Annotated in this window: 22 protein-coding genes; 6 read left to right on the top strand and 16 right to left on the bottom strand. The window is 66.3% G+C overall.

Going from position 1 to position 23,157, the window contains the following annotated elements; all coding sequences use genetic code 11:
• Nucleotides 1–96 precede the first annotated feature (96 nt).
• The 7 genes from Q1W26_RS16485 to clpB all read right to left on the bottom strand — a co-directional run bounded on the left by Q1W26_RS16485 (nucleotide 97) and on the right by clpB (nucleotide 8,605).
• Nucleotides 97–537: a potassium channel family protein gene (locus Q1W26_RS16485; RefSeq protein WP_300442450.1), complete on the bottom strand. Its 441-nt coding sequence runs from the start codon at nucleotides 535–537 to the stop codon at nucleotides 97–99.
• Between the two features lie 151 nt (nucleotides 538–688).
• Nucleotides 689–1,522 carry an aldo/keto reductase gene (locus Q1W26_RS16480; RefSeq protein WP_300442449.1) on the bottom strand — a complete coding sequence of 278 codons (834 nt, stop codon included), beginning with the start codon at nucleotides 1,520–1,522 and terminating at the stop codon, nucleotides 689–691.
• A gap of 76 nt (nucleotides 1,523–1,598) precedes the next feature.
• Nucleotides 1,599–3,032 (bottom strand): aldehyde dehydrogenase family protein, encoded by a 1,434-nt coding sequence (locus Q1W26_RS16475; protein WP_300442447.1) that lies wholly within the window; start codon nucleotides 3,030–3,032, stop codon nucleotides 1,599–1,601.
• Between the two features lie 112 nt (nucleotides 3,033–3,144).
• Nucleotides 3,145–4,026, bottom strand: coding sequence for a transglycosylase SLT domain-containing protein (locus Q1W26_RS16470; RefSeq protein ID WP_300442445.1), 882 nt, complete (start codon nucleotides 4,024–4,026; stop codon nucleotides 3,145–3,147).
• A gap of 261 nt (nucleotides 4,027–4,287) precedes the next feature.
• Nucleotides 4,288–4,770, bottom strand: coding sequence for an OmpA family protein (locus Q1W26_RS16465; RefSeq protein WP_300442443.1), 483 nt, complete (start codon nucleotides 4,768–4,770; stop codon nucleotides 4,288–4,290).
• 140 nt (nucleotides 4,771–4,910) lie between these two features.
• Nucleotides 4,911–5,885, bottom strand: coding sequence for a hypothetical protein (locus tag Q1W26_RS16460; RefSeq protein WP_300442441.1), 975 nt, complete (start codon nucleotides 5,883–5,885; stop codon nucleotides 4,911–4,913).
• Nucleotides 5,886–6,025: 140 nt separating this feature from the next.
• Nucleotides 6,026–8,605, bottom strand: coding sequence for an ATP-dependent chaperone ClpB (gene clpB / locus Q1W26_RS16455; protein WP_300442439.1), 2,580 nt, complete (start codon nucleotides 8,603–8,605; stop codon nucleotides 6,026–6,028).
• 241 nt (nucleotides 8,606–8,846) lie between these two features.
• Here clpB and Q1W26_RS16450 point away from each other — a divergent pair, with 241 nt between their 5' ends.
• Nucleotides 8,847–10,004, top strand: coding sequence for an ABC transporter substrate-binding protein (locus Q1W26_RS16450; RefSeq protein WP_300442437.1), 1,158 nt, complete (start codon nucleotides 8,847–8,849; stop codon nucleotides 10,002–10,004).
• 24 nt (nucleotides 10,005–10,028) lie between these two features.
• On the opposite strand, the gene Q1W26_RS16445 is transcribed toward Q1W26_RS16450, so the two are convergent.
• The 3 genes from Q1W26_RS16445 to Q1W26_RS16435 are packed head-to-tail and all read right to left on the bottom strand — an operon-like array spanning nucleotide 10,029 to nucleotide 14,253.
• The gene (locus tag Q1W26_RS16445) at nucleotides 10,029–11,102 is read right to left on the bottom strand and encodes a lipocalin-like domain-containing protein (RefSeq protein WP_300442435.1); all 1,074 of its coding nucleotides are present in this window, start codon (nucleotides 11,100–11,102) and stop codon (nucleotides 10,029–10,031) included.
• Nucleotides 11,102–13,603, bottom strand: a complete 2,502-nt coding sequence (locus Q1W26_RS16440; protein ID WP_366143689.1) for an FtsX-like permease family protein — start codon at nucleotides 13,601–13,603, stop codon at nucleotides 11,102–11,104. Before Q1W26_RS16440 ends, Q1W26_RS16445 begins: the two co-directional genes overlap by 1 nt.
• Nucleotides 13,600–14,253, bottom strand: coding sequence for an ABC transporter ATP-binding protein (locus Q1W26_RS16435; protein WP_300442433.1), 654 nt, complete (start codon nucleotides 14,251–14,253; stop codon nucleotides 13,600–13,602). The genes Q1W26_RS16440 and Q1W26_RS16435 overlap by 4 nt, the downstream gene beginning before the upstream one ends.
• Before the next feature lie 182 nt (nucleotides 14,254–14,435).
• Between Q1W26_RS16435 and hpnC the strand changes: the two genes are divergently transcribed.
• The 3 genes from hpnC to hpnE are packed head-to-tail and all read left to right on the top strand — an operon-like array spanning nucleotide 14,436 to nucleotide 17,470.
• Nucleotides 14,436–15,257 carry a squalene synthase HpnC gene (gene hpnC / locus Q1W26_RS16430; protein ID WP_300442431.1) on the top strand — a complete coding sequence of 274 codons (822 nt, stop codon included), beginning with the start codon at nucleotides 14,436–14,438 and terminating at the stop codon, nucleotides 15,255–15,257.
• Between the two features lie 51 nt (nucleotides 15,258–15,308).
• Nucleotides 15,309–16,145 (top strand): presqualene diphosphate synthase HpnD, encoded by an 837-nt coding sequence (gene hpnD, locus Q1W26_RS16425; protein WP_300442429.1) that lies wholly within the window; start codon nucleotides 15,309–15,311, stop codon nucleotides 16,143–16,145.
• Nucleotides 16,142–17,470 (top strand): hydroxysqualene dehydroxylase HpnE, encoded by a 1,329-nt coding sequence (gene hpnE / locus Q1W26_RS16420; protein WP_300442428.1) that lies wholly within the window; start codon nucleotides 16,142–16,144, stop codon nucleotides 17,468–17,470. The genes hpnD and hpnE overlap by 4 nt, the downstream gene beginning before the upstream one ends.
• Nucleotides 17,471–17,500: 30 nt before the next feature.
• On the opposite strand, the gene Q1W26_RS16415 is transcribed toward hpnE, so the two are convergent.
• Nucleotides 17,501–18,211, bottom strand: coding sequence for an ABC transporter ATP-binding protein (locus Q1W26_RS16415; protein WP_300442426.1), 711 nt, complete (start codon nucleotides 18,209–18,211; stop codon nucleotides 17,501–17,503).
• 145 nt (nucleotides 18,212–18,356) lie between these two features.
• A complete protein-coding gene (guaB, locus tag Q1W26_RS16410) occupies nucleotides 18,357–19,817 on the bottom strand; it encodes an IMP dehydrogenase (protein WP_300442424.1) in 1,461 nt (486 codons plus the stop codon).
• Nucleotides 19,818–19,898: 81 nt separating this feature from the next.
• Between guaB and Q1W26_RS16405 the strand changes: the two genes are divergently transcribed.
• A complete protein-coding gene (locus Q1W26_RS16405) occupies nucleotides 19,899–20,366 on the top strand; it encodes a DUF4124 domain-containing protein (RefSeq protein ID WP_300442422.1) in 468 nt (155 codons plus the stop codon).
• A gap of 36 nt (nucleotides 20,367–20,402) precedes the next feature.
• Here Q1W26_RS16405 and Q1W26_RS16400 read toward each other — a convergent pair whose 3' ends face one another.
• Both Q1W26_RS16400 and Q1W26_RS16395 read right to left on the bottom strand, forming a co-directional pair.
• Nucleotides 20,403–20,738 (bottom strand): RnfH family protein, encoded by a 336-nt coding sequence (locus Q1W26_RS16400; RefSeq protein WP_300442420.1) that lies wholly within the window; start codon nucleotides 20,736–20,738, stop codon nucleotides 20,403–20,405.
• A 1-nt stretch (nucleotide 20,739) separates the two neighbouring features.
• Nucleotides 20,740–21,177, bottom strand: a complete 438-nt coding sequence (locus Q1W26_RS16395; protein ID WP_300442418.1) for a type II toxin-antitoxin system RatA family toxin — start codon at nucleotides 21,175–21,177, stop codon at nucleotides 20,740–20,742.
• A 95-nt stretch (nucleotides 21,178–21,272) separates the two neighbouring features.
• Here Q1W26_RS16395 and smpB point away from each other — a divergent pair, with 95 nt between their 5' ends.
• Nucleotides 21,273–21,719 (top strand): SsrA-binding protein SmpB, encoded by a 447-nt coding sequence (gene smpB / locus Q1W26_RS16390; RefSeq protein ID WP_300442417.1) that lies wholly within the window; start codon nucleotides 21,273–21,275, stop codon nucleotides 21,717–21,719.
• A 61-nt stretch (nucleotides 21,720–21,780) separates the two neighbouring features.
• On the opposite strand, the gene Q1W26_RS16385 is transcribed toward smpB, so the two are convergent.
• Nucleotides 21,781–22,701: a hypothetical protein gene (locus Q1W26_RS16385; RefSeq protein ID WP_300442415.1), complete on the bottom strand. Its 921-nt coding sequence runs from the start codon at nucleotides 22,699–22,701 to the stop codon at nucleotides 21,781–21,783.
• Nucleotides 22,702–22,841: 140 nt separating this feature from the next.
• Nucleotides 22,842–23,141 carry a 4a-hydroxytetrahydrobiopterin dehydratase gene (locus tag Q1W26_RS16380; protein WP_300442413.1) on the bottom strand — a complete coding sequence of 100 codons (300 nt, stop codon included), beginning with the start codon at nucleotides 23,139–23,141 and terminating at the stop codon, nucleotides 22,842–22,844.
• Nucleotides 23,142–23,157 lie beyond the last annotated feature (16 nt).

Genomic DNA, 23,157 nt, shown 5'->3' with positions numbered 1-23,157 from the left:
TCCACCCGGAAACCCTCCCGCTCCAGCCCCTCGACCAGGCCGGCCGCCAGCAGCACATCGTCTTCCACCACCAGGATGCGCATCCGGCCTCCCTTGTCAGGCGGCGCGGCCGGCCGCGTCGCTCCAGAAACGTTCCATGGCGATGTAGGTGTATGACGCCGACCAGCCGATCAGGAGCAGGCCGTTGAGCGCCTCGACGCCGGCCAGGAGGCGCACCGCTCCGCCGGGCACCACGTCGCCGTAGCCCAGGGAGGTGTAGGTTTCTGCCGAAAAATAGAGCGATACATCGAGCGAGAAACGGCTCGAATCGGCCAGCGTGCCCAAGCCGCCAAAGCGCACCAGGCCCCAGATCGCCAGCGCATACAGCGCGATTTCGAGCGCGTGGGCCAAGAAGGCGGCAATGATGACGACGATGAGCTTGGCCCGCGGCTTGATTCCCAGGCCCGGCAGCAACACCGTGAGGCCGCGCAGCACTTCATAGTGAATCACTGTTGTCACTACCAGCAGCGCCAGACACACCAGCACGACCATCGCCATTCTTCGCTCCCCGCCCCGAAGCTGCCCGCTGGCAGCGCCGGCCATTCTGGCACGGCGCCTGGCGGGCGCCTTTGCAAAAAGGCAAGGAAACGTAAGCCGCGGCTTCGCCGGGCGAAGGGTGCCCGGTAAAGCCGCGCCGGAATGCCGGCGCTCAGTGCCCGAAAACGTCGGCGTCCAGCATGCCCGGATCGGGCCGGTCGAGGGTGCCGAGCACGGCCATTTCGTCGGCCGACAGGGTGAAGCCGAAGATGTCCAGGTTTTGCGCCTGGCGCAGCGGGTCTGCCGACTTGGGCGTGGCGACGAAGCCCTGCTGCGTGAGCCAGCGCAGGATCACCTGCGCCGTGGTGCGGCCATGGCGCTCGGCCACCGCGGTGATCAAAGGGTCTGCAAGCATCGCGTTACCGCAGCCCAGGGGCCGCCAGGCACCGGTGGCGATGCCTTTGGCGCGGTGAATGTCCACCAGGTCGTTGCGCAGGTGGTAGGGGTCGAGCTGGATCTGGTTCAGGTGGGGCACCAGGCCCAGGTCGAACAGGCGCTGCAGGTGGGCCGGCTTGAAATTGGAGGTGCCGATGGCGCGCACCAGGCCCGCGTCGAGCAGGCGCACCAAACCCTGGTAGGCCTCGACGAAGCGGTCCTGGTCGGGGTTGGGCCAGTGCACCAGCAGCAGGTCGATGTAATCCAGCCCCATCCGCGCCAGGCTCGCTTCGCAGGCCTCGCGGGCACCGTCGACGCTGTGCCACTTGCGGTTGAACTTGGTGGTGACGAAAACGTCCGCGCGGCTTACGCCTGACTTGCGGATGCCCTCGCCGACGCCACGTTCGTTCTCGTAGTTCTCGGCGGTGTCGACGAGCCGGTAGCCCATGTCGAGAGCCTTCGCGACCGCCACGGCCGCTTCGGCATCGTTCATGGGCCAGGTGCCCAGGCCCAGCAGCGGCATGGTCACGCCGTTGGCCAGGGTGAGGGTGGGAGCAGGTGTGATCATCATGGGGATTTATCTGATTTTTCTGATGGGAGGGGCGGGCATTTTACCGCCCGCTCCGTGCGCACCGCAGGGCTCGCGCTCAGTCGTCCGCGCCGTAGCCGATGATCGCCTTGGTTTCGAGGAACTCCTCGAGCCCCCAGGCGCCCCACTCCCGGCCAAGGCCGGATTGCTTGTAGCCGCCAAAGGGCGCGCTCAGGTCCACCGGGGCGCCGTTGAGATGCACGTTGCCGGTACGCAGCCGCCGCGCCACGCGCCGCGCGCGCGGGATGTCGGCCGACGCCACATAGCCCGACAGGCCATAGGGCGTGTCGTTGGCGATGCGCACCGCGTCGTCTTCATCCCGGTAGGGCAGGATGGACAGCACCGGGCCGAAGATTTCCTCGCGGGCGATGGTCATGGCGTTGGTCACGCGGCTGAAGATCGTCGGGCGGGTGAAAAACCCCTGCGCCATGCCATCGGGCCGGCCGGGGCCGCCCGCCACCAGCTTCGCGCCTTCGGCGACGCCCAGTTCGATGAGCTGCTGCACGCGGCGAAACTGGGCTTCGTTGGCCAGCGGGCCCATGGTCGTGGCCTCCGACAGCGGATCGCCGACGACCACCTTCGCCAGTGCCGCCGCGGCAATGGCCTCCACCTCGTCGAGGCGGTTTTCGGGCACCAGCATGCGTGACGGGGCGTTGCAGTTCTGGCCGCTGTTGGTGAGCAGGGTCAGCACGCCGAGCTTCACCATGCGGGGAAAATCCGCGTCGTCGAGAAGAATGTTGGCGGACTTGCCGCCCAGCTCCAGCGCCACTTTTTTTACCGTGTCGGCGGCGGTTTTCATGACCAGCTTGCCGGCGCGGGTCGAGCCGGTGAAGGACACCATATCCACATCATGATGGGCCGCCAGCGGCGCGCCGACGCCCTCCCCGTCGCCATTCACAAGGTTGAAGACCCCGGCCGGAACCCCGGCGTCATCGAGAATTTCGGCCAGGATGAGCGCCGACAGCGGCGCCAGCTCGCTGGGCTTGAGCACCATGGTGCAGCCCGCTGCCAGCGCCGGGGCGACCTTGCAGGCCATCTGGTTGGCCGGCCAGTTCCAGGGCGTGATGAGGGCGCATACGCCGATCGGCTCGCGCAGGATGCGGGTGCTGCCCTGGCTTTTTTCGAAGGAGAAATCCCGGAGCGCGGTCGCCGCAACCTTGAAATGGGCCAGCCCCGAACCCGATTGGCCGCTGCCGGCAAGGGCCTTGAGCGGCGCGCCCATTTCGGTGCAGATCGCCCGGGCCATGTCGTCGTAGCGCTTTTTGTAGGCGTCGAGAATGCGCGCCATGAGATCAAGGCGATCCTCACGCGAGGTGGCCGCGAAGGCCGGAAACGCCGCCCGCGCCGCCGCCACCGCGCGATCCACGTCGGCCGCGGTGCCCATTGCAATTGCACCCACGGCGGCTTCGGTGGCCGGATTGATCACGTCGCGCCGCGCCGGGCCCGCCGGCTCGACCCACTGGCCGTTGATGTAGAACTGTTGCTGGTGCATGGCGTCCCTCCTTCGTTGTTATCGGTCGGGGGGTACGCTACAGGAAATGATGCGCCCTACGGAAGATGGCTCCGTGCGGGCCGCGGCCCGCCCGGAGCAAATCAGGGAGAAATCAGCCCCTCAGCACGTCCGCGTGGCGGGGCGCGCGGTAGAAGGCCATGACGCGGCGAACGTATTCCTGGGTTTCGGCGAAGGGCGGAATGCCCTTGTAGCGGGCCACGTTGCCTTCGCCGGCGTTGTAGGCGGCTGCGGCCAGCGCCACGTCGCCCTTGAACTGGCCGAGCAGGACGCGCAGGTAGGCAAGGCCACCGCGGATGTTCTGCTCCGGGTCCAGCGCGTCACGCACGCCAAAGCGTTCGGCGGTGCCGGGGATCAGCTGCATCAGGCCGAGGGCGTTTTTCGGCGAGCGGGCAGAGGCGTCAAAATTGGATTCGGTGCGCACGATGGCAAGGGCCAGGCGCGGGTCGATCTGGAAGCGCGGGGCCAGCTTTTGCACCAGCTGGGCATTCCGGCGCTTGTCGGCCGGCAGCGCCTTCACAAAACGCTCGACGACTTCATGGGGAACGGCTTCGTTGCTGTCGGCAGCGATCAGCGTGGGGGCCGTGCCATTGACGAGGCAATCCGGCAGGCGCTCGCCGGCAGGCAGCTCGCCCACCAGGCTGCGGGCCTTCTCGTGGCCACGCTGGGCGGCGATGGACAGCAGCGTGGTGGCAATCTGGTTGTCCCGCGCCACCCCCTGCCCCATCAGGAACAGGCGGCCGAGGCGGTACTGGCCCTCGACACTGCCGTCGCGTGCGGCGGCGCAGTAGTGGGCGGCGGCAATGCCGGGCTGGCGCCCTGCTTCGGCCTTGAATCCGCTCTCGAGCAGGCGGGCCAGGGCCGGCGGCTCGTCGCTCCATTCCGGCGCGTCCTCCTGGACACCGGCCTGCGCGCACACGGCGAACAGGGCCAGCAAGGCGGCAGCGGCAGAACGGGCAAGAGCGGAAGCGATCATCGGGAAATCCGGCAATGAGTCAGTGCCCGAATGATGCGGCCATCCATGGTGCACCGCCGTGATGCACTCGCCGTTTGGGGGCCGAAACAGGCTGCACCCCTGGCCGGATGCGATAAATTTCACAATCGGGCCGCCATTCGCAGCGCCACGAACCCGTTTGGCGACCGGTATGGCGAGAGCCCCGGCGCCTGCGCCCTGCCCGCGGTGGACGAAAAAAAGCCGGGCGAACCCGGCTTTTTATGCAGCCATGTACCCGGCAGCTTACTGCACGCGAACTTCCACGCGGCGCGCCTCGGCGGCTTCGCCACCACCCAGGGTCACGGCGGGCTTGCGCATGGCAAGCTTGTCGGCCGGAACGCCGGCAGCAAGCAGCGCATCCTTGACCGCGCCGGCGCGGGCCTTGGCCACTTCGGCGTTGACGGCGGCACCGCCGGTTTCGTCGTGGTAGCCCGAAATCAGCACGATCTTGGTGCCGTCTTCAGCCAGCTTGGCTACAACCTTGGCCACTTCTTCGGCGCCGTTGGCCGGCAGCTCGGCCTTGCCGGACTCAAAGTACAGCTTGACCAGCGGCTCGCCCACTTCGGCAATTTCCGGTGCCTCGACCGCAGCCACGGCGGCCGGCTTGGCAGCGGCGTTCTGGCCGGTCACGTAGACGGTAAGGCCGATCACCAGGCCGATCACCAGCGCGATGACACCAAAGAGGATGCCCAGTACGAGGTTTTGGTTGTCGTCGTCTTGTTCCATGTAGTGCTTTCCTTTCGCAAGTCATAAGAAAAATTTAACCGCGGAAGTATAACGGCTTATCCGCGCAGCCTTCGTTCCTTGGAGGGCCAAAAAGTTAAATAGCTTGTCCGGGCGGCGCAATGTCCCCGGGCCTGGCGGTCTCAGGGCCTCAGCAGCGTCAGCGTCCGGCGGCTGTAATCCCAGACGCTGATGTAGTTTTTCAGAAAATGGTAGCCCAGCCCCAGGCGGTTTTTTGATCCGGTTTTGAAATCGAGGTTGCGGGCATCGTGCAGGGCTTGAGCGCCGTGGCGCAGCCCTTTCAGGGTGCCCCGCGTATGGGGTTCATAGGTGCCGTAGGTGTGCTCGCTCGCCGCAAGCTTCAGGTAGCCCCGCTCGTCGAGCACCTTTTTCATGGGCTCCGTCAATTCCAGGGTGCCGTGGCTGCCGGTGTCAAAAAAGGCGGTGATGGTTTCATCGCCGATCTGCAATTCGACCTCGGGCATTTTCCCGTCCACGCCAACGGGGGTGAAGGCGAACGCGGTGACCACCCGGGCCGGATCGATCACGCTGGCGAGAACGCCTTCGTCCTGGTCGAGGGCGTGAAAGGTGATCGTCTGCGCCTCGTAGTCGATCACAAACAGATAATTTCGATTGAAACCGTGGCCGATGGAGCCGAGAAAATGCGGGGTGTAGGCCTGCTCCAGGAAGCTCCAGTCGGCATGCAGCAGGGCGGGCGTGTTTTCAAAGCGGATCTGGCCGGCGATCTCGATGCTGGCAACGGGGGCGTTTTGCCTGTAGATCAGCATTTCCTGACCCGACCCGGCGTGCCCCTGAAACACCAGCTGATCCCTGGCAAGGGACAGGAAGTGGTTGTTCAGAAAAAACGGGAACTCGGTTCCCGTATCGAACATGAACTTCCCCACCCTGCCGTTCACGGCCCCATCGATCAGGATATGGCCGTTGAACAGATAAAAAGGTAGCGTAAAACGGGGCTGGCCAGCCCGGTATTCGTTGAAGGAGACCACCGGCGAGCCGTTTTCGGGCTGGCCGGCGGCTGACGAAATCGATGAGGCGACGAGCGCCGCAGTCGCGACGATCCACACCGACAGTGTCTTCACTACAGTTCTGGCCGCCACGGGTCAAATTCCATGCAAATATCCGGGCCGCCATTAAAACATCATTGATACGCGGCCACGCCGGCCGGCTGTAAAAAGCCTGGGCGGGTCTTTCAACCCGCCCAGAACAGCATTGCGATCTTGCAGGCTTCCGGGCTGGCTCAGCCCTTCGCGAACACGATCCGGCCATGCTCCACGCCCACCCGGATCGTATCCTTGGCGGCGAACTGGCCTTCGAGGATGCGCCTGGCGAGCGGGTTTTCGATGTACTCCTGGATCGCCCGCTTGAGCGGCCGGGCGCCGAACACCGGGTCGAAACCGGCCTTCGCAAGCTCGGCAAGGGCGTCGTCGCTGGCGTCGAGGTGCATGTCGAGCTTGGCCAGACGCTTTTCCAGGTAGGCGAGCTGAATCTTCGCGATGGAGGCGATGTTCTTCTCGTCCAGCGCATGAAAGACCACCACTTCGTCGATCCGGTTGATGAACTCCGGCCTGAAGTAGCTTTTGACTTCCGCCATCACCGCCAGCTTGATCACCTGGTAATCGTCGCCCGACATCTGCTGGATCATCTGGCTGCCGAGGTTGCTGGTCATCACGATCACGGTGTTCTTGAAGTCCACCGTGCGGCCCTGGCCGTCGGTCATGCGACCGTCGTCGAGCACCTGCAGCAGCACGTTGAAGACGTCCGGGTGGGCCTTTTCGACTTCATCGAAGAGGATCACCGAATACGGCTTGCGACGCACCAGCTCGGTCAGGTAGCCCCCCTCTTCGTAGCCCACGTAGCCCGGCGGCGCGCCGATCAGGCGGGCCACCGAGTGCTTCTCCATGAACTCGCTCATGTCGATGCGGATCAGGTGTTCCTCACTGTCGAACAGGAACTCGGCCAGGGTCTTGCACAGCTCGGTCTTGCCCACGCCCGTGGGGCCCAGGAACAGGAATGAGCCATAGGGCCGGTTCTCGTCCGACAGGCCGGCACGGGAGCGGCGGATGGCGTCGGCGACAAGGCGCACGGCCTCGTCCTGGCCCACCACGCGCTGGTGCAGCTTGTCTTCCATCCGGAGCAGCTTTTCGCGCTCGCCCTGCATCATCTTACTGACCGGAATGCCGGTGGCGCGGCTCACCACTTCGGCGATTTCCTCGGCACCCACTTCGGTGCGCAAGAGCTTGTTGGCGGGCTTGGCCTCGCCGGTGGCTTCGGCCTTTTTAAGCTGGGCCTCGAGCTGGGGCAGCTGGCCGTATTGCAGCTCGGCCACCTTTTCGAGCTTGCCTTCGCGCTGCAGCCGGGTGATGTCGGCCTTGATGCGGTCGATTTCCTCCTTGATGTGGGCCGAGCCCTGCACCGCGGATTTTTCGGCCTTCCAGATTTCCTCGAGGTCGGAGTATTCCTTCTTGATGCGGACGATCTCCTCCTCGATCAGCGCCAGGCGCTTGAGGGAGGCTTCGTCCTTTTCCTTCTGCACCGCCAGCTGTTCGATCTCCAGCTGGATGCGGCGGCGCTCGAGCTTGTCCATCACCTCCGGCTTGGAGTCGATTTCCATCTTGATGCGCGCCGCGGCCTCGTCGATCAGGTCGATGGCCTTGTCGGGCAGGAAGCGGTCGGTGATGTAGCGGTGGCTCAGCTCGGCCGCGGCCACGATGGCCGGGTCGGTGATCTCCACGCCGTGGTGCACCTCGTACTTCTCCTGCAGGCCACGCAAAATGGCGATGGTGGCCTCGACGCTGGGCTCATCGACCAGCACCTTCTGGAAGCGGCGCTCGAAGGCCGCGTCCTTTTCGACATACTTTCTGTATTCGTTGAGCGTGGTGGCGCCGATGCAGTGCAGCTCGCCGCGCGCCAGCGCGGGCTTGAGCATGTTGCCGGCGTCGATCGCGCCCTCGGCCTTGCCGGCGCCGACCATGGTGTGCAGTTCGTCGATGAAGACGATGGTCTGGCCTTCGTCCTGGGCCAGCTCCTTGAGCACGTTCTTCAGCCGCTCCTCGAACTCGCCGCGGTACTTCGCGCCGGCCAGCAGCAGCGCCATGTCCAGCGACAGCACCCGCTTGCCCTTCAGCGAATCGGGCACCTCGCCGGCGACGATGCGCTGCGCCAGGCCTTCGACGATGGCCGTCTTGCCCACGCCCGGCTCGCCGATCAGCACCGGGTTGTTCTTGGTGCGGCGCTGCAGCACCTGGATGGCGCGGCGGATCTCGTCGTCGCGGCCGATCACCGGGTCGAGCTTGCCCTGACGGGCCCGCTCGGTGAGATCCACACAAAACTTCTTGAGGGCTTCGCGCTGGCCTTCGGCTTCGGCGCTGCCCACGGTCTGACCGCCGCGCACGGCGTCGATCGCCTGCTCCAGGGCCTTCTTCGTCAGGCCGCCCTCTTTCAGCAAGCGGCCGGTTTCGCCCTTGTCGTCGGCCAGCGCCAGCAGGAACATCTCGCTGGCGATGAACTCGTCGCCGCGCTGCTGGGCGGCCTTGTCGGCCAGGTTGAGCAGGTTGCCCAGATCGCGGCCAACCGACACGTCGCCGCCATGCCCCTGCACCTTGGGCAGGCGATCCAGCGCCTTGACGAGGGCTGCCTTGAGCCCGGCGCCATTCACGCCGGCACGCTGCAACAGCGAAGCGGTGCTGCCGTCGTCCTGGTTGAGGAGCGCCAGCAGCAGGTGCTGGGGCTCGATGAACTGCTGATCGTTGCCCACCGCGAGGCTTTGGGCGTCGGATAGGGCTTGCTGAAACTTGGTGGTGAACTTGTCGTAGCGCATGGGGCCTCCGGATTCTTGTCTGAGAACTAAATGGGGGGTAAAAACCAGAGTTCAAGCGCCCCGGCCAAAAGGCTGCGTCGATATCCGGGCGGCGCTTTTCAAAGCGCGCGCCCGCCCTTCAACCCAAACACCCTGCCCACAGTTCTGTGGTAGTTTCCGCCCCGCGGCCATATGCCGCTGGCAAGCCAGCTACGGCCTGCACAAGATCGCTTTCAACACCGCTTTTTACTGGAGACCCCGGATGGCGACTGGATTCAGCAAAATCTGCCACCGCGCCTTGCGCCACGGCCTGCTCGGGCTGGGCCTGACGGCTTCGATGCTTGCCCATTCCGCCGGCGAGTTCGTCATTGCCCAGGTGGCGCCCTTTACCGGGCCGGTGTCGGGCGAAGCCACCGAATTCAACGCCGGCATCCGCCTGGCCCTCAAGGCGGCCAACGCTGCCGGCGGCATCCACGGTCGGCAGGTCGTGCTGCGCAGCCTCGACGACGAATACAAGCCCGAAAAAACCGTCGCCCTGTTCAACCAGGTGGCCGCAACCGAGGCGCTCGCCGCGCTGATCCCCGTCGGCTCGGCAGGCATGGCCACGGTGCTGAAGGCACAGCTTCCCGAGACGCAGAAATTCCCGATCGTCGGCGTGATTCCCGGCGCCGAACCGCTACGCACGCCGCTCAACCCCTACGTTTATCACGTTCGGGCAGGCGATCTCGAACAGTACCGAAAGCTGGTCGACCACGCGGTGACCACCGGCCTCACCCGCATCGCCGTGGCCTATGCCGATCTGCCCTTCGGCACCGCCGGCCTCGCGGCCATCGAGGGCATGCTGAAAAAACATTCAAAAGAAACCGTCGCCCGGGTGGCCATACCGATGGGCGGCAAGGCCAAACTTCCGGAAATCATGGATGCCCTGGCGCGGGCCACGCCGGACATCGTGCTGCTGGTCAGCCCGTCCCAGCTGGCCGGCGAGTTCGTCAAAAGCTTCAAGGCAAAAGGCATGAGCGCCCAGCTCGGCATGCCCTCGTATGGCAACGCCGAAACCCTGTGCCAGCTTGCCGGCAACGACGTCGCCCGCGGCACGATCATGGCGCAGGTGATGCCCAACGTCACCAACAGCAGCATCCCGGTGGTGCGCCGCTTCCAGGACGACCTGAAAAAATACGGCGAAAAGGACATGCGCCCGAGCATCTTCCAGCTCGAAGCCTACGTCACCACCCAGGTGCTGCTCGAAGCCATGCGCCGCGCCGGCCCCGGCCTCAACCGCGCCAAACTCACCGTGGCGCTCGATTCACTCAAGCAGTTCAACACCGGCGGCTTCACCGTCGACTTCTCCCCCACCCGGCACACCGGTTCGGATTTCGTCGACATCAGCATCATCGGACGCGACTGCCGGCTGGTGTTCTGACGCAAACCCCATCGGCGCCCAACCTCAGCCCACCCGGATCCGCTCCCCGTAGCCGGTCATCTCAAGGTAGCCGCGCCCCGCCTCACGGCCGGCTTCCTGCACCCGCACCGCGCCCTCCCAGTACACCGCGCCGGTCGAGCGCCGGCTGTCCAGTTCCTGGTCGTCAAAGAGCGGCTGCAGCACAAAAACCCGCGCCCCAACCTGCACCCGCCATTCCACCGGATAGCGGATGCCGGTGCGCGGCGAGCGCCATTCCCGCAGCGGCACAAAGGCCACGGCCTCCGGCGGCAAAACCTGCGCGGCACCACCGGCCGAGCGCACCGTCGCCGCCGACCACACACTCCGTCCATCGCCGCCGCGCATCCGGAAAGCCATCAGCGCACTGCCGTCGTCCAGATTGACGCCAATCCAGTCCCAGCCCTGGGCCCCTTCCGGCATCACTTCGCTGGACCATTCGTGATCCAGCCAGGCGCGGCCGGTAACGGCTTCCTGGCGCCCGTCCAGTGTCACCGTGCCGCTCACCCGCAGCTGGGGCCGACTGTAGTAATGGCTGGCGTGACGCGGATCCGCCGCCTTGGCGCTGAAACCCGCAACGCCGTTGAGCAGCGGCGGGCCGTCTGGCGCGCAATCCAGTGCGTAGGCAAAATCGGCGGCGTTCACCTCGGCACGGTAGGCGTCGCCCACCTGCGCGAAACGCCAGTCGCCCACCCACACGCCGCTGCGCCCCGTCTCAAAACCTGCGCGACCAAAGCCCGCCCGCGCCGAACGCTCGTCGTGGCGCAGCCGCTTGAGGCGCGGATCGGCAATCGCCGCATGGGCGAGAATCAACTGGCGCGGCGCGAAGGCGCTCGGGCTGTCTTCGCCCACGCCGGTGCGCACCCGAAAGAACGTCGTCTGAAAACCCAGCGGAGCGCCGTCCGGCAGGCTGAGCCAGCCGGTGACGTACCACCACTCGGTACGAAAATCCGGGTGGGCGCCGTGATCCAGCGGAAAAGACAATCTACGTCCGGGCAACACCGGCGCAAAGCTAACCGGCGCCGCCACCGCCCGCCACGCCGGCAAGGCCAGCAAACCCAGAATCAATCGGCGTCTTTGCATCACCAGTCCTCCCGCACGGCCAGCACCGCGTCCTGGCGCATGGCCTGACGCCCGGCGAGCACCGCGGCCAGCGCCCCAAGCGCCACAAGCCCGACGCCAAACAGCGCCAGCGAGCCCCACGGCACGTGCAGGTCCATGCTCCAGTGAAAGCTCTGCCGATTGACCACCTCGATCAGCACCAGCCCGATCGCCCCGCCCGCCAGCAAACCGGCCACCACGCCGACGCCGGCCGCCAGCGCCCCCTCCTGCGCCAGCATCCAGCCGATCTGGCGGCGCGTCAGGCCCAGGTGGCGCAGCATGCCAAACTCCCGCCGCCGGGCCGCCGCCAGCGCCGCAAAACTGGCCGCCACGCCAGCCAGGCCAATGGCCACCGCCACCGCCTCGAGCAGGTAGGTGACGGCAAAGGTGCGATCAAAAATACGCAGGCTGAGCGCACGGATCTCGCCGGGATAAGACACTTCCAGCACCCCGGGGCCGGCCGTCGCGATCAGCGCCTCGGCCACCTGCCCAGGCACCGCGCCGGGCGCCAGAAAGATCGCCGCATCGTTGGCCGTCCGGTCGCCGGTAAGGCGGCGGTAGTCGGCCAGATCGATCATCACCGCGCCGGTCTGACGCGCGTAATCCCGCCACACACCGGCCACCCGCACGCTCAGGGCCTGCCCGGCCAGCGGCAGCACCACGCGCTCGCCGGGCTGCCAGCCGTGCAGATCCTGCATCGCCTCGGAAATCCAGATCGCCGGCTCGCTGCCGGCGGGGCGGGCACGACCGACCAGCGGCAGCCCGCTGCCATCCGCCGCCACCGGCCGGGCCAGCAAGGCCACCGGCGCCTGCCCGGCCTTGAGGCGCAGGCTGTCGTAGCGGGTGAAACTCACCTCGCCCACGCCCGGTGTCGCGGCAATGCGCGCCTGCAGGTTTTCATCCAGAAAGCCGCTGGAGGCGCTTTTACCGGCGCGCAAATACAGGTCGGCGGGCAGAACCTGCCCCAGCCATTCATCCACCGAATCCCGGAACGACGCCACCATGATGGCCATGGCCGCCGCCAGCGCCACGCTGGCCAGCACCCCGGCCGCGGCCACCACCGCATGCCCCGGCGCGGCGCCGAGGCGCGCCGCCGCCAGCCGTGCCGGCACCGGGCCACCCGCCGGCAACAGCCGCGCAAGACCGGCAGCCAGCAGCGGCAGCAGCATCACGCTGCCCGCCAGCAGGCAGGCGACGGCAACGTAGCCGCCAATCGGCAAGCCTTCCAGCGGCGCAATCCGCGCAGCGCCCAGGCTTGCCAGCAGCAGCAAGGCACCCAGCGCAGGGCGCCCGTGCCCGCCGATCAACGCCGCCTCGTCGCCGGCCTTGAGCGCCCGCGCCGGCGACACCGTGGCCGCCTCCCGCGCCGGCAACCACGCCCCGGCCACGCCGGCCAGCACGCCAAGGCCCACGTAGATGGCCGTCATGCCGGGTTGAAACTGCAGCTGCGGCTTGAGCCCCGAAAAATAGCCGGCGCCCAGATCGCCGCCAAGCAGCGCCAGCGCGCCCCAGGCCAGGCCGTAGCCCAGCGCCGTACCCAGGATTCCACCCGCCAGCCCGACTACCGCGCCCTCTGCCAGCAGCCAGCCGAACAGGCTCATGCGGGCCAGCCCGATGGCACGCAAAAACGCAAACTCGGTGCGCCGCCGCACCACCGACAGGGCCTGCGCCGAAAACACCAGAAAACCGCCCGTCAGGAGCGCAATCGCCGCCAGCATGGTCAGGTTGACCCGGTAGGCGCGGGAGAGATTCGCCGCCTCGTCCTCGGCCGCTTCCGGCACGGCGAGCATCACCCCGGCCGGCAGCAGCGCCTGCAGGGCATCCCGCGCGGCCTGCGGGGCAAGGCCGGCGGCAAGGCGCAAATCGATGCGCGAAATACGCCCCGGCGTGCCGAAACGGGCCTGTACCGCGGCAATGTCCATCACCGCCAGCCGCCGCCCCTCGCCCGCAGCCGGCACATCGCCCACCACGCGCAGTTCGACTTCCGCCGCGCCGGCCTGCACCCGCAGCCGCTCGCCGGGGCGGATGCCGAGCGCGGCCTGCGCCGCCGCGCTGACAAAAATCCCGTCGTCGGAAAGCGTCGCAAAACGGTCGGCGCCCTCTGCAGCCCGCGGCAGCAGCAGCGGGCTTACCCGGGCCAGCGCAAACACATCCACGCCCAGCAGCTTGAGTGTTTCGTCCCGGCCGGCTAGCTTGGCCTCCACTTCAATAAGCGGACTCGCTTCGGCCACTTCGGGACGCGCCGCCAGCACGGCGTAAAGCTGTTCGTCAAAACCGCCCCGCGCCCCGATCACCTGCAGATCCGCCTCGCCCACCAGCGTGCGCAGGCCGCGGCCGAACTCGGACAGCGCCGCCTCGTGCACCGCCTGCACCGCCATACCGAGCGCCACGCCCAGCACAATCGCCACGAGCGAGAACAGCGTCGCCATGCGTCGCCGGGCCAGTGAGCCGAGAAAAACTGGCGCCAGCGTGAGCGCCTTCACCCGTGCAGCCCCGTTGCGTCGAGGCGCAGCACCCGGTCGGCGGTGGCCGCCGCCTCCAGCGAATGGGTGACCAGGATGCCTACGGCCCCGACGCGGCGGATGCGCCCTGCCAGCAGTTCAAGCACCCGCGTGCCATTGGCCGGGTCCAGGTTGCCGGTGGGTTCGTCGGCCAGCACCACCCGCGGGCGATGCACCAAGGCGCGGGCAATCGCCACCCGCTGCATCTCGCCCCCCGAAAGCTCCCGCGGCCAGCTGTCGGCCCGATCCAGCAGGCCCACGGCTTCGAGAAGTTGCAGCGCCGGCGCATCCGCCGCGGCGCCGTCCACCCCCTGCAGCCACAGCGGCAGCGCCACATTCTGGCGCACGGTGAGATGGGGCAGCACGTGAAAAGCCTGGAACACGAAACCCAGCTTGTCGCGGCGCAAATGCGTCAGCGCATCCTCGTCGAGCCGGGCGTAGTCACAACCGTCGAGCACCAGCCGCCCACCGTCCGGCCTGTCCAGCCCGGCGATCAGGTTCAGCAGCGTCGATTTGCCCACGCCGGATTCCCCGACAATCGCCACGTATTCGCCCGGCTCAAGACGCAGGCACACGTCCTGCAGCACGCTGCGGCCATTGAAGCGGCGCGAGAGATTGTCGATTTCGAGCATGGAAGCGTGATGAACAGAAAAAAGGATGAAAAGAGAGGAAGCCTTGTCTGGCGGATTGGTGCCCGGCACCCGGGATTGGTTCCGGTTGCGAGTGAAAAGACGGCTGCGCCCGGGCGCGAAGTTTCAGACCATCCACCCTACCCCCTCACCCCTCGCCATCCGCGGGTATACTCCGCCCGCCCATGCCCGTCGACCACTACGAAAACTTCCCCGTCGCGTCCTTCCTTCTGCCCGCGCGCCTGCGCGAGCCGGTCGAGGCCATCTACGCCTTTGCCCGCTCCGCCGACGACATCGCCGACGAAGGCGACGCGCAGCCGATCGTCCGCCTGGCGCGGCTCAACGACTACCGCCGGGCGCTCCACGCCATCGAGCAGAACAAGCCTTTCGATGACCCCACGCTGGCACCGGTCTTCGATCGCCTCGGGCACGCCATCCGCCAGTTCAAGTTGCCGGTCGGGCTCTTTCGCGACCTGCTCGACGCCTTCAGCCAGGATGTGGGCAAGACCCGCTACGCAGATTTTGCCGAGCTTTCGGACTACTGCCGCCGCTCGGCCAACCCGGTAGGGCGGCTGATGCTGCACCTGTACAACGCGAACACGCCCGAAAACCTGGCCATGTCCGACCGGATCTGCACCAGTCTGCAGCTCATCAACTTCTGGCAGGACGTGGCCGTCGACTGGCAAAAGCAGCGCATCTACCTGCCGCTGGCCGACATGGAACGCTTTGGCGTCGACGAGGCCTGCATTGCCGGCGGCCAGGTGACGCGCCCGTTTTCTGCACTGATGGATTTCGAGATCCAGCGCGCCCGCACGATGATGCTTCACGGCGCGCCCCTCGCCCGCCGCCTGCCCGGCCGCATCGGCTGGGAGCTGCGGCTTGTCGTCCAGGGCGGCCTCGCCGTGCTCGACAAGATCGAAGCCGAGGCCTACGACGTCTTCAACCACCGCCCCGTTCTGGGCAAAGGCGACATGCTGCGCCTCGCCTGGCGCGCCCTCGTCCGCTAGGTGCCACTGAAATCAGCAGCACCCCATCCTAGCCCCGCATCTTTGGTAGCCATGACCGATCCCCACGCCTACTGCCAGGAAAAAGCCGCCACCAGCGGCTCCAGCTTCTACTACAGCTTCATGTTCCTGCCCCCCGAGCGGCGCCAGGCGATCACCGCCCTCTACGCCTTCTGCCGCGAGGTGGATGACGTCGTGGACGAATGCCAGGACATGCAGATCGCCCACACAAAACTCGACTGGTGGCGCAACCAGATCAACCAGGTGTTCACCGGCACGCCCCAGCACCCGGTCGCCCTGGCCCTGAAGGACATCTCGACGCGCTTCAGCCTGCCCCGCGAGCAGTTGCTGGAAATCATCGACGGCATGCAGATGGACCTCCAGCAAACCCGCTACCTCGACTGGAAGGCCCTAAACCTCTACTGCTACCGCGTGGCCAGCGTGGTCGGCCTGCTGTCGGCCGAAATCTTCGGCTACACCAACCGCCAGACGCTCAAGTACGCCCACGACCTTGGCCTCGCCTTCCAGCTCACCAACATCATCCGCGACGTGGGCGAAGACGCCCGCCGGGGCCGCATCTACCTGCCCGTCGACGAGCTGCAGCGCTTCAAGGTGCCAGCCAAGCAGATCCTCGAAGGCGAGTATTCCGACAACTTCCGCGAACTGATGGCCTTCCAGACCCAGCGCGCCCGCCAGCTCTACGACCAGGCCTTCGCCCAGCTGCCGCCGGAAGACAAGAAGACCCAGCGCCCCGGCCTGATCATGGCGGCCATCTACCGCACCCTGCTCGACGAGATCGAAGCGGACGGCTTCCAGGTGCTCGACCGCCGCACCTCGCTCACCCCTGTGCGCAAGATCTGGATCGCCGGCAAGACCTGGTTCCTCGGATGAGCCTTCAGCCCCAGGTTGCCATCATCGGCGGCGGCTACGCCGGTTTTTCCGCCGCCGTCACGCTGGCCCGGGGCGGCGCCCGCGTCACCCTCTTCGAAAGCTCGCGCACCCTCGGCGGACGCGCCCGCGTGGTCGACAAGAACGACTACGCCATCGATAACGGCCAGCACATCCTGCTTGGCGCCTACGCCGAAACCCTGCGCATGCTGCGCCTGGTCGGCGTCAAGCCTGGCGTGCTCGAAACCCGCCGGCTGGCGCTGGTCTATCCCGGCCTCGCGCCCCCGTGCGAACTGCGCGCCGCACCGCTGCCCGCCCCGCTGCACCTGGCCATCGGCCTGCTACGCGCCAAAGGCCTCGGCTGGGGTGACAAACTGGCCATGGCGCGCCTGATGCGCCGGCTCAAGCGCGACCGTTTTCGCGTCGAGCCCGACCGGCCCGTGGCCGTCCTGCTCAAGGAAACCGCACAAACCGAAAAACTCTCCCGCCTGATCTGGGAGCCGCTGTGCGTCGCGGCCCTCAACACGCCCATCGCCACCGCGTCGGCCCAGGTTTTTGCCAACGTGCTGCGCGACAGCCTCGCCGCCGGCGCCTCGGCATCCGACCTGCTGCTGCCGAAGGTCGACCTCTCGGAACTCTTCCCGGTGCCCGCATCCCGCTGGCTCGCCATGCGCGGCCACACCGTGCGCACCGCCGAGCCCATCAAGTCCATCGAACGGATGGAAGGCGGCTACCGCCTCGACGGCGATCCGTGGAACACCTGCTTTGATCACGTCGTGATCGCCACGGCGCCCTACCACGTGGCGGCGCTGGTCGAATCCTTTCCGGCCATGGCGGGCCTCGTCGAGCAGATCGGGCAACTCAAGCACGAACCCATCGTCACCGCCTGGCTGGCATTCGACGGGCCGCTGAACTTCCCCGAGCCGATGATCGGCCTGAATGGCGGCTACGGACAATGGGCGTTCGACCGCAGCGTCCTCGGCGGACCGGAAGGCCTGGTCGGCGTCGTCATCAGCGCCAGCGGCGCGCACCAGGACATTTCGAAGGACGCGCTGGAAATCGCGCTGCTGGAAGAATTGCAGGCCGTGCTCGGCCCCTTGCCGGCGCTCAACTGGGCACAGATCATCACCGAAAAACGTGCCACCTTCGCCTGCACGCCCGGCCTCCGCCGGCCCGGCACGCTCACGCCGGAAGCCGGCCTGTGGCTGGCCGGCGATTACGTCGCCTCGGACTATCCGGCCACGATCGAATCCGCAGTGCAAAGCGGCGTGATTGCCGGCCGCAGCATTCTCAAACGCTGCGGCCTGAAGGAGCAGTTTTTCCAGTAGGCCGGATTCCAGTCCGGCCTCTGCGCGTGCTCAGCCCGTCACCAGACGCCCGGCAGACAGCCGCAGGCTGCGCCCGCAGCGGGCCGCCAGCGCGGTGTCGTGAGTGACCAGCATGAGGGTTGTGCCGGATTCGGCGTTGAGGGAGAACATCAGCTCGATCACGGCCTCGCCGGTAGCCACGTCCAGATTGCCCGTCGGCTCGTCGGCCAGCACCAGCGCCGGACGCGGCGCAAAGGCACGGGCCACGGCCACGCGCTGCTGCTCGCCGCCCGAGAGCTGGCGCGGGTAATGCCCGAGCCGCGCAGACAGCCCGACCCGGCCAAGCCAGGCCTCGGCCTCCTGACGCGCATCGTGACGGCCGGCAAGCTCCAGCGGCAACATCACGTTCTCAAGCGCGGTGAGGGCCGGCAACAGCTGGAAGGACTGGAACACGAAGCCCACGCTGGCCCCGCGCAGCGCCGCGCGACCGTCTTCGTCCAGGGCAAAAAGATCCTGCCCGCGAATACGCACCGTGCCGCTGCTCGGCGTATCCAGCCCGGCAAGCAGGCCCAGCAGCGTGGACTTGCCCGAGCCGGAAGCCCCGACGATGGCCACCGCCTCGCCAGCCCGGATCGAGAAGGACACGTCCTCGAGGATATGCAGCGCCGCGCCGCCATCGGCAGCCACCGTGCGGCTCAGCTGGCTCACCTCGACAACCGGTGCCAGCGTGGAAGAAGATTCGATTGCGGTTCTGTTGAGCATGGAGTTGTGGAGTGCTGCGGCGGGTAGAGGTTCAACCGCGCGGATTCATCGATTCCTGATTATCCCGCCCGGCGTGCAAAGCCGCAGCGGTAAACGAATGAAGGCAGCCTCCCGGCTGCCTTCATGCACCTGCGGATCGACAGAATCAATCCACGTGGTAGTTCGGTGCTTCCTTGGTGATCTGCACGTCGTGAACGTGGGATTCACGGATGCCGGCCGAGGTGATTTCGACGAACTCGGCGCGGGTGCGCATGTCATCGATCGTGCCGCAGCCCACGTAGCCCATGGAAGCCCGCAGGCCACCCATCAACTGGTGGATCACCGCGGTAACGGCGCCCTTGTAGGGTACGCGGCCTTCGATGCCTTCCGGCACCAGCTTGTCCACGTTGCCGTCGTTCTCCTGGAAGTAACGGTCGGCGGCGCCCTGCTGCATGGCACCCAGCGAACCCATGCCGCGATAGGACTTGTACGAACGGCCCTGGAACAGCACGGTTTCGCCCGGCGCTTCTTCGGTACCGGCGAACAGGCCGCCCAGCATGACGACGTTGGCCCCTGCCGCGATGGCCTTGGAGATGTCGCCCGAATAGCGGATACCGCCATCGGCGATCATCGGCACGCCAGAACCGGCCAGCGCGGTAGAGACGTTGTCGACCGCGGTGATCTGCGGCACGCCGACACCGGCGACGATACGCGTGGTGCAGATCGAACCGGGGCCGATACCGACCTTGACGCCGTCAGCGCCGGCATCGACCAGCGCCCGGGCAGCCGAAGCGGTGGCAATGTTGCCGCCGATGACCTCGACCTGCGGGAAGTTCTTCTTGACCCAGTTCACGCGGTCGAGCACGCCCTGCGAGTGACCGTGGGCGGTATCGACGACGATCACGTCGACCCCGGCCTCGGCCAGCATTTCAGCTCGCTCTTCGGTGCCGACACCCACACCGATGGCTGCACCGACGCGCAGACGGCCCAGGCCGTCCTTGGAGGCGAACGGGTGCTCGGTGGACTTCAGCATGTCCTTGACGGTGATGAGGCCGGCCAGCTCGCCCGCGTCGTTGAGCACCAGCACGCGCTCGAGGCGGTGCTTGTGCATCAGCGCACGGCCTTCTTCGAGGCTGGCGCCTTCCTTGACGGTGATGAGGCGGGCCTGGGGCGTCATGATCGCGGAAACCGGCTGATCGAGATTGGTCTCGAAGCGGGTGTCGCGGTTGGTGACGATGCCGATGACCTTGCCGTTTTCCACCACCGGCAGGCCGGAGAACTTGTGTGTGCGGGTCAGGACCAGCACTTCACGGACCGTCATGGTCGGCGGAATGGTGATCGGATCCTTGAGGATGCCCGATTCGAAGCGTTTTACCTTGGCCACCTCGGCCGCCTGCTGCTGCGACGTGAGGTTTTTATGCACGATCCCGATGCCGCCTTCCTGCGCAAGCGCAATGGCGAGGCGGGATTCGGTGACGGTGTCCATGGCAGCGGACACCAGCGGAATATTCAGGGTAATGTTGCGCGTGAGTTTCGTCTGGAGGCTGACGTCGCGCGGGAGAACGCTGGAATGGGCCGGGATGAGAAGGACGTCATCGAACGTCAGCGCCTTCTGAATCACTCGCATGGCTTTAATCCCTTGAATCAAATCCGTATTATACGTACCCGGCCGCCCCGCGGCAAAAGCTTTGTCCGACTGGAGTCATCAATGTTGCGTAATCTTCTCGTTGTGTTGCTGGTATGCGCCGGCCAGGCGGCGTTTGCCCAGGGCATCTACAGCTGGAAGGACGCCAGCGGCAGGGTCCATTATTCGGACCTGCCGCCACCGGAAGCGACAGTCCGCACCGTCCGGCAGGCTCCCCTGGCACCGTCCAGACCTGCCACTGCCGACAGCACCCAGGCGGTGCCCCAGAGCTACGCTGAGAAGGAACTGGCCTTCCGCAAGCGCCGCGCCGAAGCCGCCGAAAGCGAAGAAAAATCCCGTAAAAACAAGGCCGCCGAGGACGCGCGGGAACGGGATTGCACCGAAATGCGCCACCAGCTGGCGGCCCTCGAAAGCGGCCAGAGCTTCAGCCGCTTCGACGACAACGGCGAGCGCGCCATTCTCGACGAGAACGAACGCAACGCCGAAATCGAACGTACCCGCAAGGCCGTGGAGCGCACCTGCAAGCAGTAAAAGCCGTCGCAGGCACCGTGCAAAACCCCGGCTGAACTACGCGGCGCCCTCTTCAGCCGAGCCGCCACCCTTCTTCATGACCTTCCCCTCTTCGGCACGTTTGCGGCGCACTTCCTTCGGATCGGCGATCAGCGGACGGTAGATTTCGATACGGTCGCGATCACGCAGCACCGTGTCGGCCTTGACCAGCTTGGCGAAGATGCCCAGCTTGTTGGTCTTGGCGAGATCGATCTCCGGGTGCTTCTGCAGCAGGCCGGACGCATCGATGGCGCGCTGGACAGTGCAGCCGGCCGGCAAGGTGAGATGCACGATCTCCTGGTGTTCGCGAAGCGCATAGCAGACTTCGACCTTGATTGAATCCTGAGTGGACATTTCAGTTCTTGCCGTAGATTTGCGCCGCGCGCTTTACAAAAGAATCGACGAAGGTGTTGGCGATGTGACTGAACACCGGCCCCACGGCCTTCTCGATCAGCCGGCTGGAAAATTCGTAGTGCATGTTGAACTCGACCTTGCAGGCCGCGTCGCCCAGCGGGGTGAAATCCCAGGAGCCGTCGAGGTGGGTGAACGGCCCGTCGGTTAGGCGGATCAGCATGTGCGAGGGATAGCGCTTCTCGTTCGCGGTGCTGAAGTGGGACTTGATGCCGTGGTAATTGATGTGCAGGGTGGCCTTGGTGACCGCCTCGTCGCGGGAGTGCACTTCACTGCCACCGCACCATGGTAAAAACTTGGGGTAATCCTCGCAGCGGTCCACCAGATCGAACATCTGGGCCGGCGTGAACTCGATCAGGACAATTTTTTTGACGGTTGCCATCGGGACGCGAGCGGGGTATCGAGCTGTTAAAATACGCGATTTTACGCGTCTGCACGGGCTCGCGCCAATGAGCCCGCGCCACTGAGGCAACACCCATGAGCATCATCGACAATCGCAAGGCCTTCCACGATTACTTCATCGAGGACAAATACGAAGCCGGCCTGGTCCTGGAAGGGTGGGAGGTCAAGGGCATCCGCGCCGGACGCGCCAACATCAAGGAAGCCTACGTGGTGATCCGCGGGGCGGAGATTTTCATCGTCGGCATGCACATCACGCCGCTCGAATCCACCTCCACGCACATCAACCCGGATCCGACGCGCACCCGCAAGTTGCTGCTTCACGCCGAAGAAATCGCCAAGCTGGTCGGCAAGGTGGAGCGCGCCGGTTACGCGCTGGTGCCTCTCGACCTGCATTACGTGAAGGGCCGCGTGAAAATCAGCGTCGGCCTTGCCAAGGGCAAGAAGCAGTTCGACAAGCGCGAAACCGAAAAGGAACGGGACTGGGACCGGGAGAAGGCGCGCCTGATCCGCGCCAAGGTCTGAGAAGAGCAGTGGGCCCTGCCTCCGCCGGACGCAGGGGCGAGGCCTCTGCCCCCACCCGCGACTAAGCCATCTCGCCGCGCGCCCACTCCACGTCAAGACGTTCCAGCGCATCCGCGGGCTGACATGCCGCGGCTTCGGCGTAGATGCCGTAGACCTCGCCCGGCACTCCGCCACCGCCGGCAAGCTGCATGGCCCGGGCGTACTCGGCAAGCACCACCGGTGACTGGGGATGCAGCTTGCGGGCGGCCTCGAAATGTTCGACGACAGCCTCCTTGCGCACTCCGTAGGTGAGCCCCGCAACCATGGCACCCACCTTGTCGATCACTTCCGCGTAGTGAATCCCCAGTCCGACATGGGCTTCGGCGTGACGGGGCTCGAGCAGGATGGCCCGCTGCAGGCTGTCCCGCACCTTGCCACCCATTCCCTGGGCCAGGGCCCTCACAACCGGGACATGCTGGCTGTAGCGCCCGAGCACCATACCGTGGGCATGCCATGCGTTGGCCCAGTTGGGGGCGATTTCCAGCAATGCGGTGCAGGAATCGACCGCTTCGCGCAGGATGGTTGAACGACAGGCTTCGTCCTCTTCGAGGTGCGAGGCGTAAACGGCGGCTGCCTTCGCGGCAACCACGGCGCCGATCGGGCCTGCCGCCAGCCCCCGGTCGGCGGCATCGGAAAAATCCCCGGCGTGATAGGCCCGCCACGCTTCTTCGAGCCGCGTGGCGGCGGCGGCCGGATCGGGCACATGGACTACCAGCGCCGGATTGGCACGCAGCAACTCGGCAAGACTGCCGGCATCCGGAAAGGCTTCCCGGTCGCCCCGATGCAGGCGGCACCAGTTGGAGGCGAGCGCGCAGCCGCCATAACGATAAACCCGGTCACCGTAAGGAAAGCGCTTCCAGGTATGTCGGCACGCCTCCTGCTCGCCTGCGGCAGGCTGCCGCGAACGGCGCAGGGCCGTGTTCCAGTCAAAGCTCAGGTGCATCCGCTGTGATCTCCCTCGAAAAACCGGCCTGCTCTTGTCCGTTGGGGCATGCGCAAAGGCCACCCAGGCGATAAGGTCCGGTCGTTCAAGGTTAGCACCCTCGCGACCGGCGCGCATGCCGCAACGCGGCAAGGCGTGCGTCAGGCGGGTGTCGCAGCTTCGTCCATGAAGCGCGCCAACGTCACGTCCAGTTCGGTCACGCCACCTGCGTCGTGGGTCGTCAGGACCACCTCGACCCGGTTGTAAACGTTGCGCCACTCCGGGTGGTGATCGAGCTTTTCAGCCATCAGCGCGACCCGCGTCATCCAGCCGAAGGCCGTGTTGAAATCGGCAAAACGGAATGCCTTGCCGATCGCATCGCGTCCGGGCTGCAGTTGCCAGCCGTCAAGATCCGCCAGTATTTCGGCGCGACGGGCGTCGTCCAGTTTTTCAGCTCGCATGCCAGCCTCCATCAAA

It is taken from the genome of Zoogloea sp. (genome assembly GCF_030157465.1).
Lineage (GTDB): Bacteria > Pseudomonadota > Gammaproteobacteria > Burkholderiales > Rhodocyclaceae > Zoogloea.
Note: the sequence above shows the minus strand (reverse complement) of the source record. Positions and strands in the feature narration are given on the sequence as shown.

Bases quoted from the DNA above. Each gene is read 5' to 3' on its own strand.
- Q1W26_RS16485 (WP_300442450.1), bottom strand. From the start codon at position 537: ATGGCGATGGTCGTGCTGGTGTGTCTGGCGCTGCTGGTAGTGACAACA.
- Q1W26_RS16480 (WP_300442449.1), bottom strand. From the start codon at position 1,522: ATGATGATCACACCTGCTCCCACCCTCACCCTGGCCAACGGCGTGACC.
- Q1W26_RS16475 (WP_300442447.1), bottom strand. From the start codon at position 3,032: ATGCACCAGCAACAGTTCTACATCAACGGCCAGTGGGTCGAGCCGGCG.
- Q1W26_RS16470 (WP_300442445.1), bottom strand. From the start codon at position 4,026: ATGATCGCTTCCGCTCTTGCCCGTTCTGCCGCTGCCGCCTTGCTGGCC.
- Q1W26_RS16465 (WP_300442443.1), bottom strand. From the start codon at position 4,770: ATGGAACAAGACGACGACAACCAAAACCTCGTACTGGGCATCCTCTTT.
- clpB (WP_300442439.1), bottom strand. From the start codon at position 8,605: ATGCGCTACGACAAGTTCACCACCAAGTTTCAGCAAGCCCTATCCGAC.
- Q1W26_RS16450 (WP_300442437.1), top strand. From the start codon at position 8,847: ATGGCGACTGGATTCAGCAAAATCTGCCACCGCGCCTTGCGCCACGGC.
- Q1W26_RS16445 (WP_300442435.1), bottom strand. From the start codon at position 11,102: ATGCAAAGACGCCGATTGATTCTGGGTTTGCTGGCCTTGCCGGCGTGG.
- Q1W26_RS16435 (WP_300442433.1), bottom strand. From the start codon at position 14,253: ATGCTCGAAATCGACAATCTCTCGCGCCGCTTCAATGGCCGCAGCGTG.
- hpnC (WP_300442431.1), top strand. From the start codon at position 14,436: ATGCCCGTCGACCACTACGAAAACTTCCCCGTCGCGTCCTTCCTTCTG.
- hpnD (WP_300442429.1), top strand. From the start codon at position 15,309: ATGACCGATCCCCACGCCTACTGCCAGGAAAAAGCCGCCACCAGCGGC.
- hpnE (WP_300442428.1), top strand. From the start codon at position 16,142: ATGAGCCTTCAGCCCCAGGTTGCCATCATCGGCGGCGGCTACGCCGGT.
- Q1W26_RS16415 (WP_300442426.1), bottom strand. From the start codon at position 18,211: ATGCTCAACAGAACCGCAATCGAATCTTCTTCCACGCTGGCACCGGTT.
- guaB (WP_300442424.1), bottom strand. From the start codon at position 19,817: ATGCGAGTGATTCAGAAGGCGCTGACGTTCGATGACGTCCTTCTCATC.
- Q1W26_RS16405 (WP_300442422.1), top strand. From the start codon at position 19,899: ATGTTGCGTAATCTTCTCGTTGTGTTGCTGGTATGCGCCGGCCAGGCG.
- Q1W26_RS16400 (WP_300442420.1), bottom strand. From the start codon at position 20,738: ATGTCCACTCAGGATTCAATCAAGGTCGAAGTCTGCTATGCGCTTCGC.
- Q1W26_RS16395 (WP_300442418.1), bottom strand. From the start codon at position 21,177: ATGGCAACCGTCAAAAAAATTGTCCTGATCGAGTTCACGCCGGCCCAG.
- smpB (WP_300442417.1), top strand. From the start codon at position 21,273: ATGAGCATCATCGACAATCGCAAGGCCTTCCACGATTACTTCATCGAG.
- Q1W26_RS16385 (WP_300442415.1), bottom strand. From the start codon at position 22,701: ATGCACCTGAGCTTTGACTGGAACACGGCCCTGCGCCGTTCGCGGCAG.
- Q1W26_RS16380 (WP_300442413.1), bottom strand. From the start codon at position 23,141: ATGCGAGCTGAAAAACTGGACGACGCCCGTCGCGCCGAAATACTGGCG.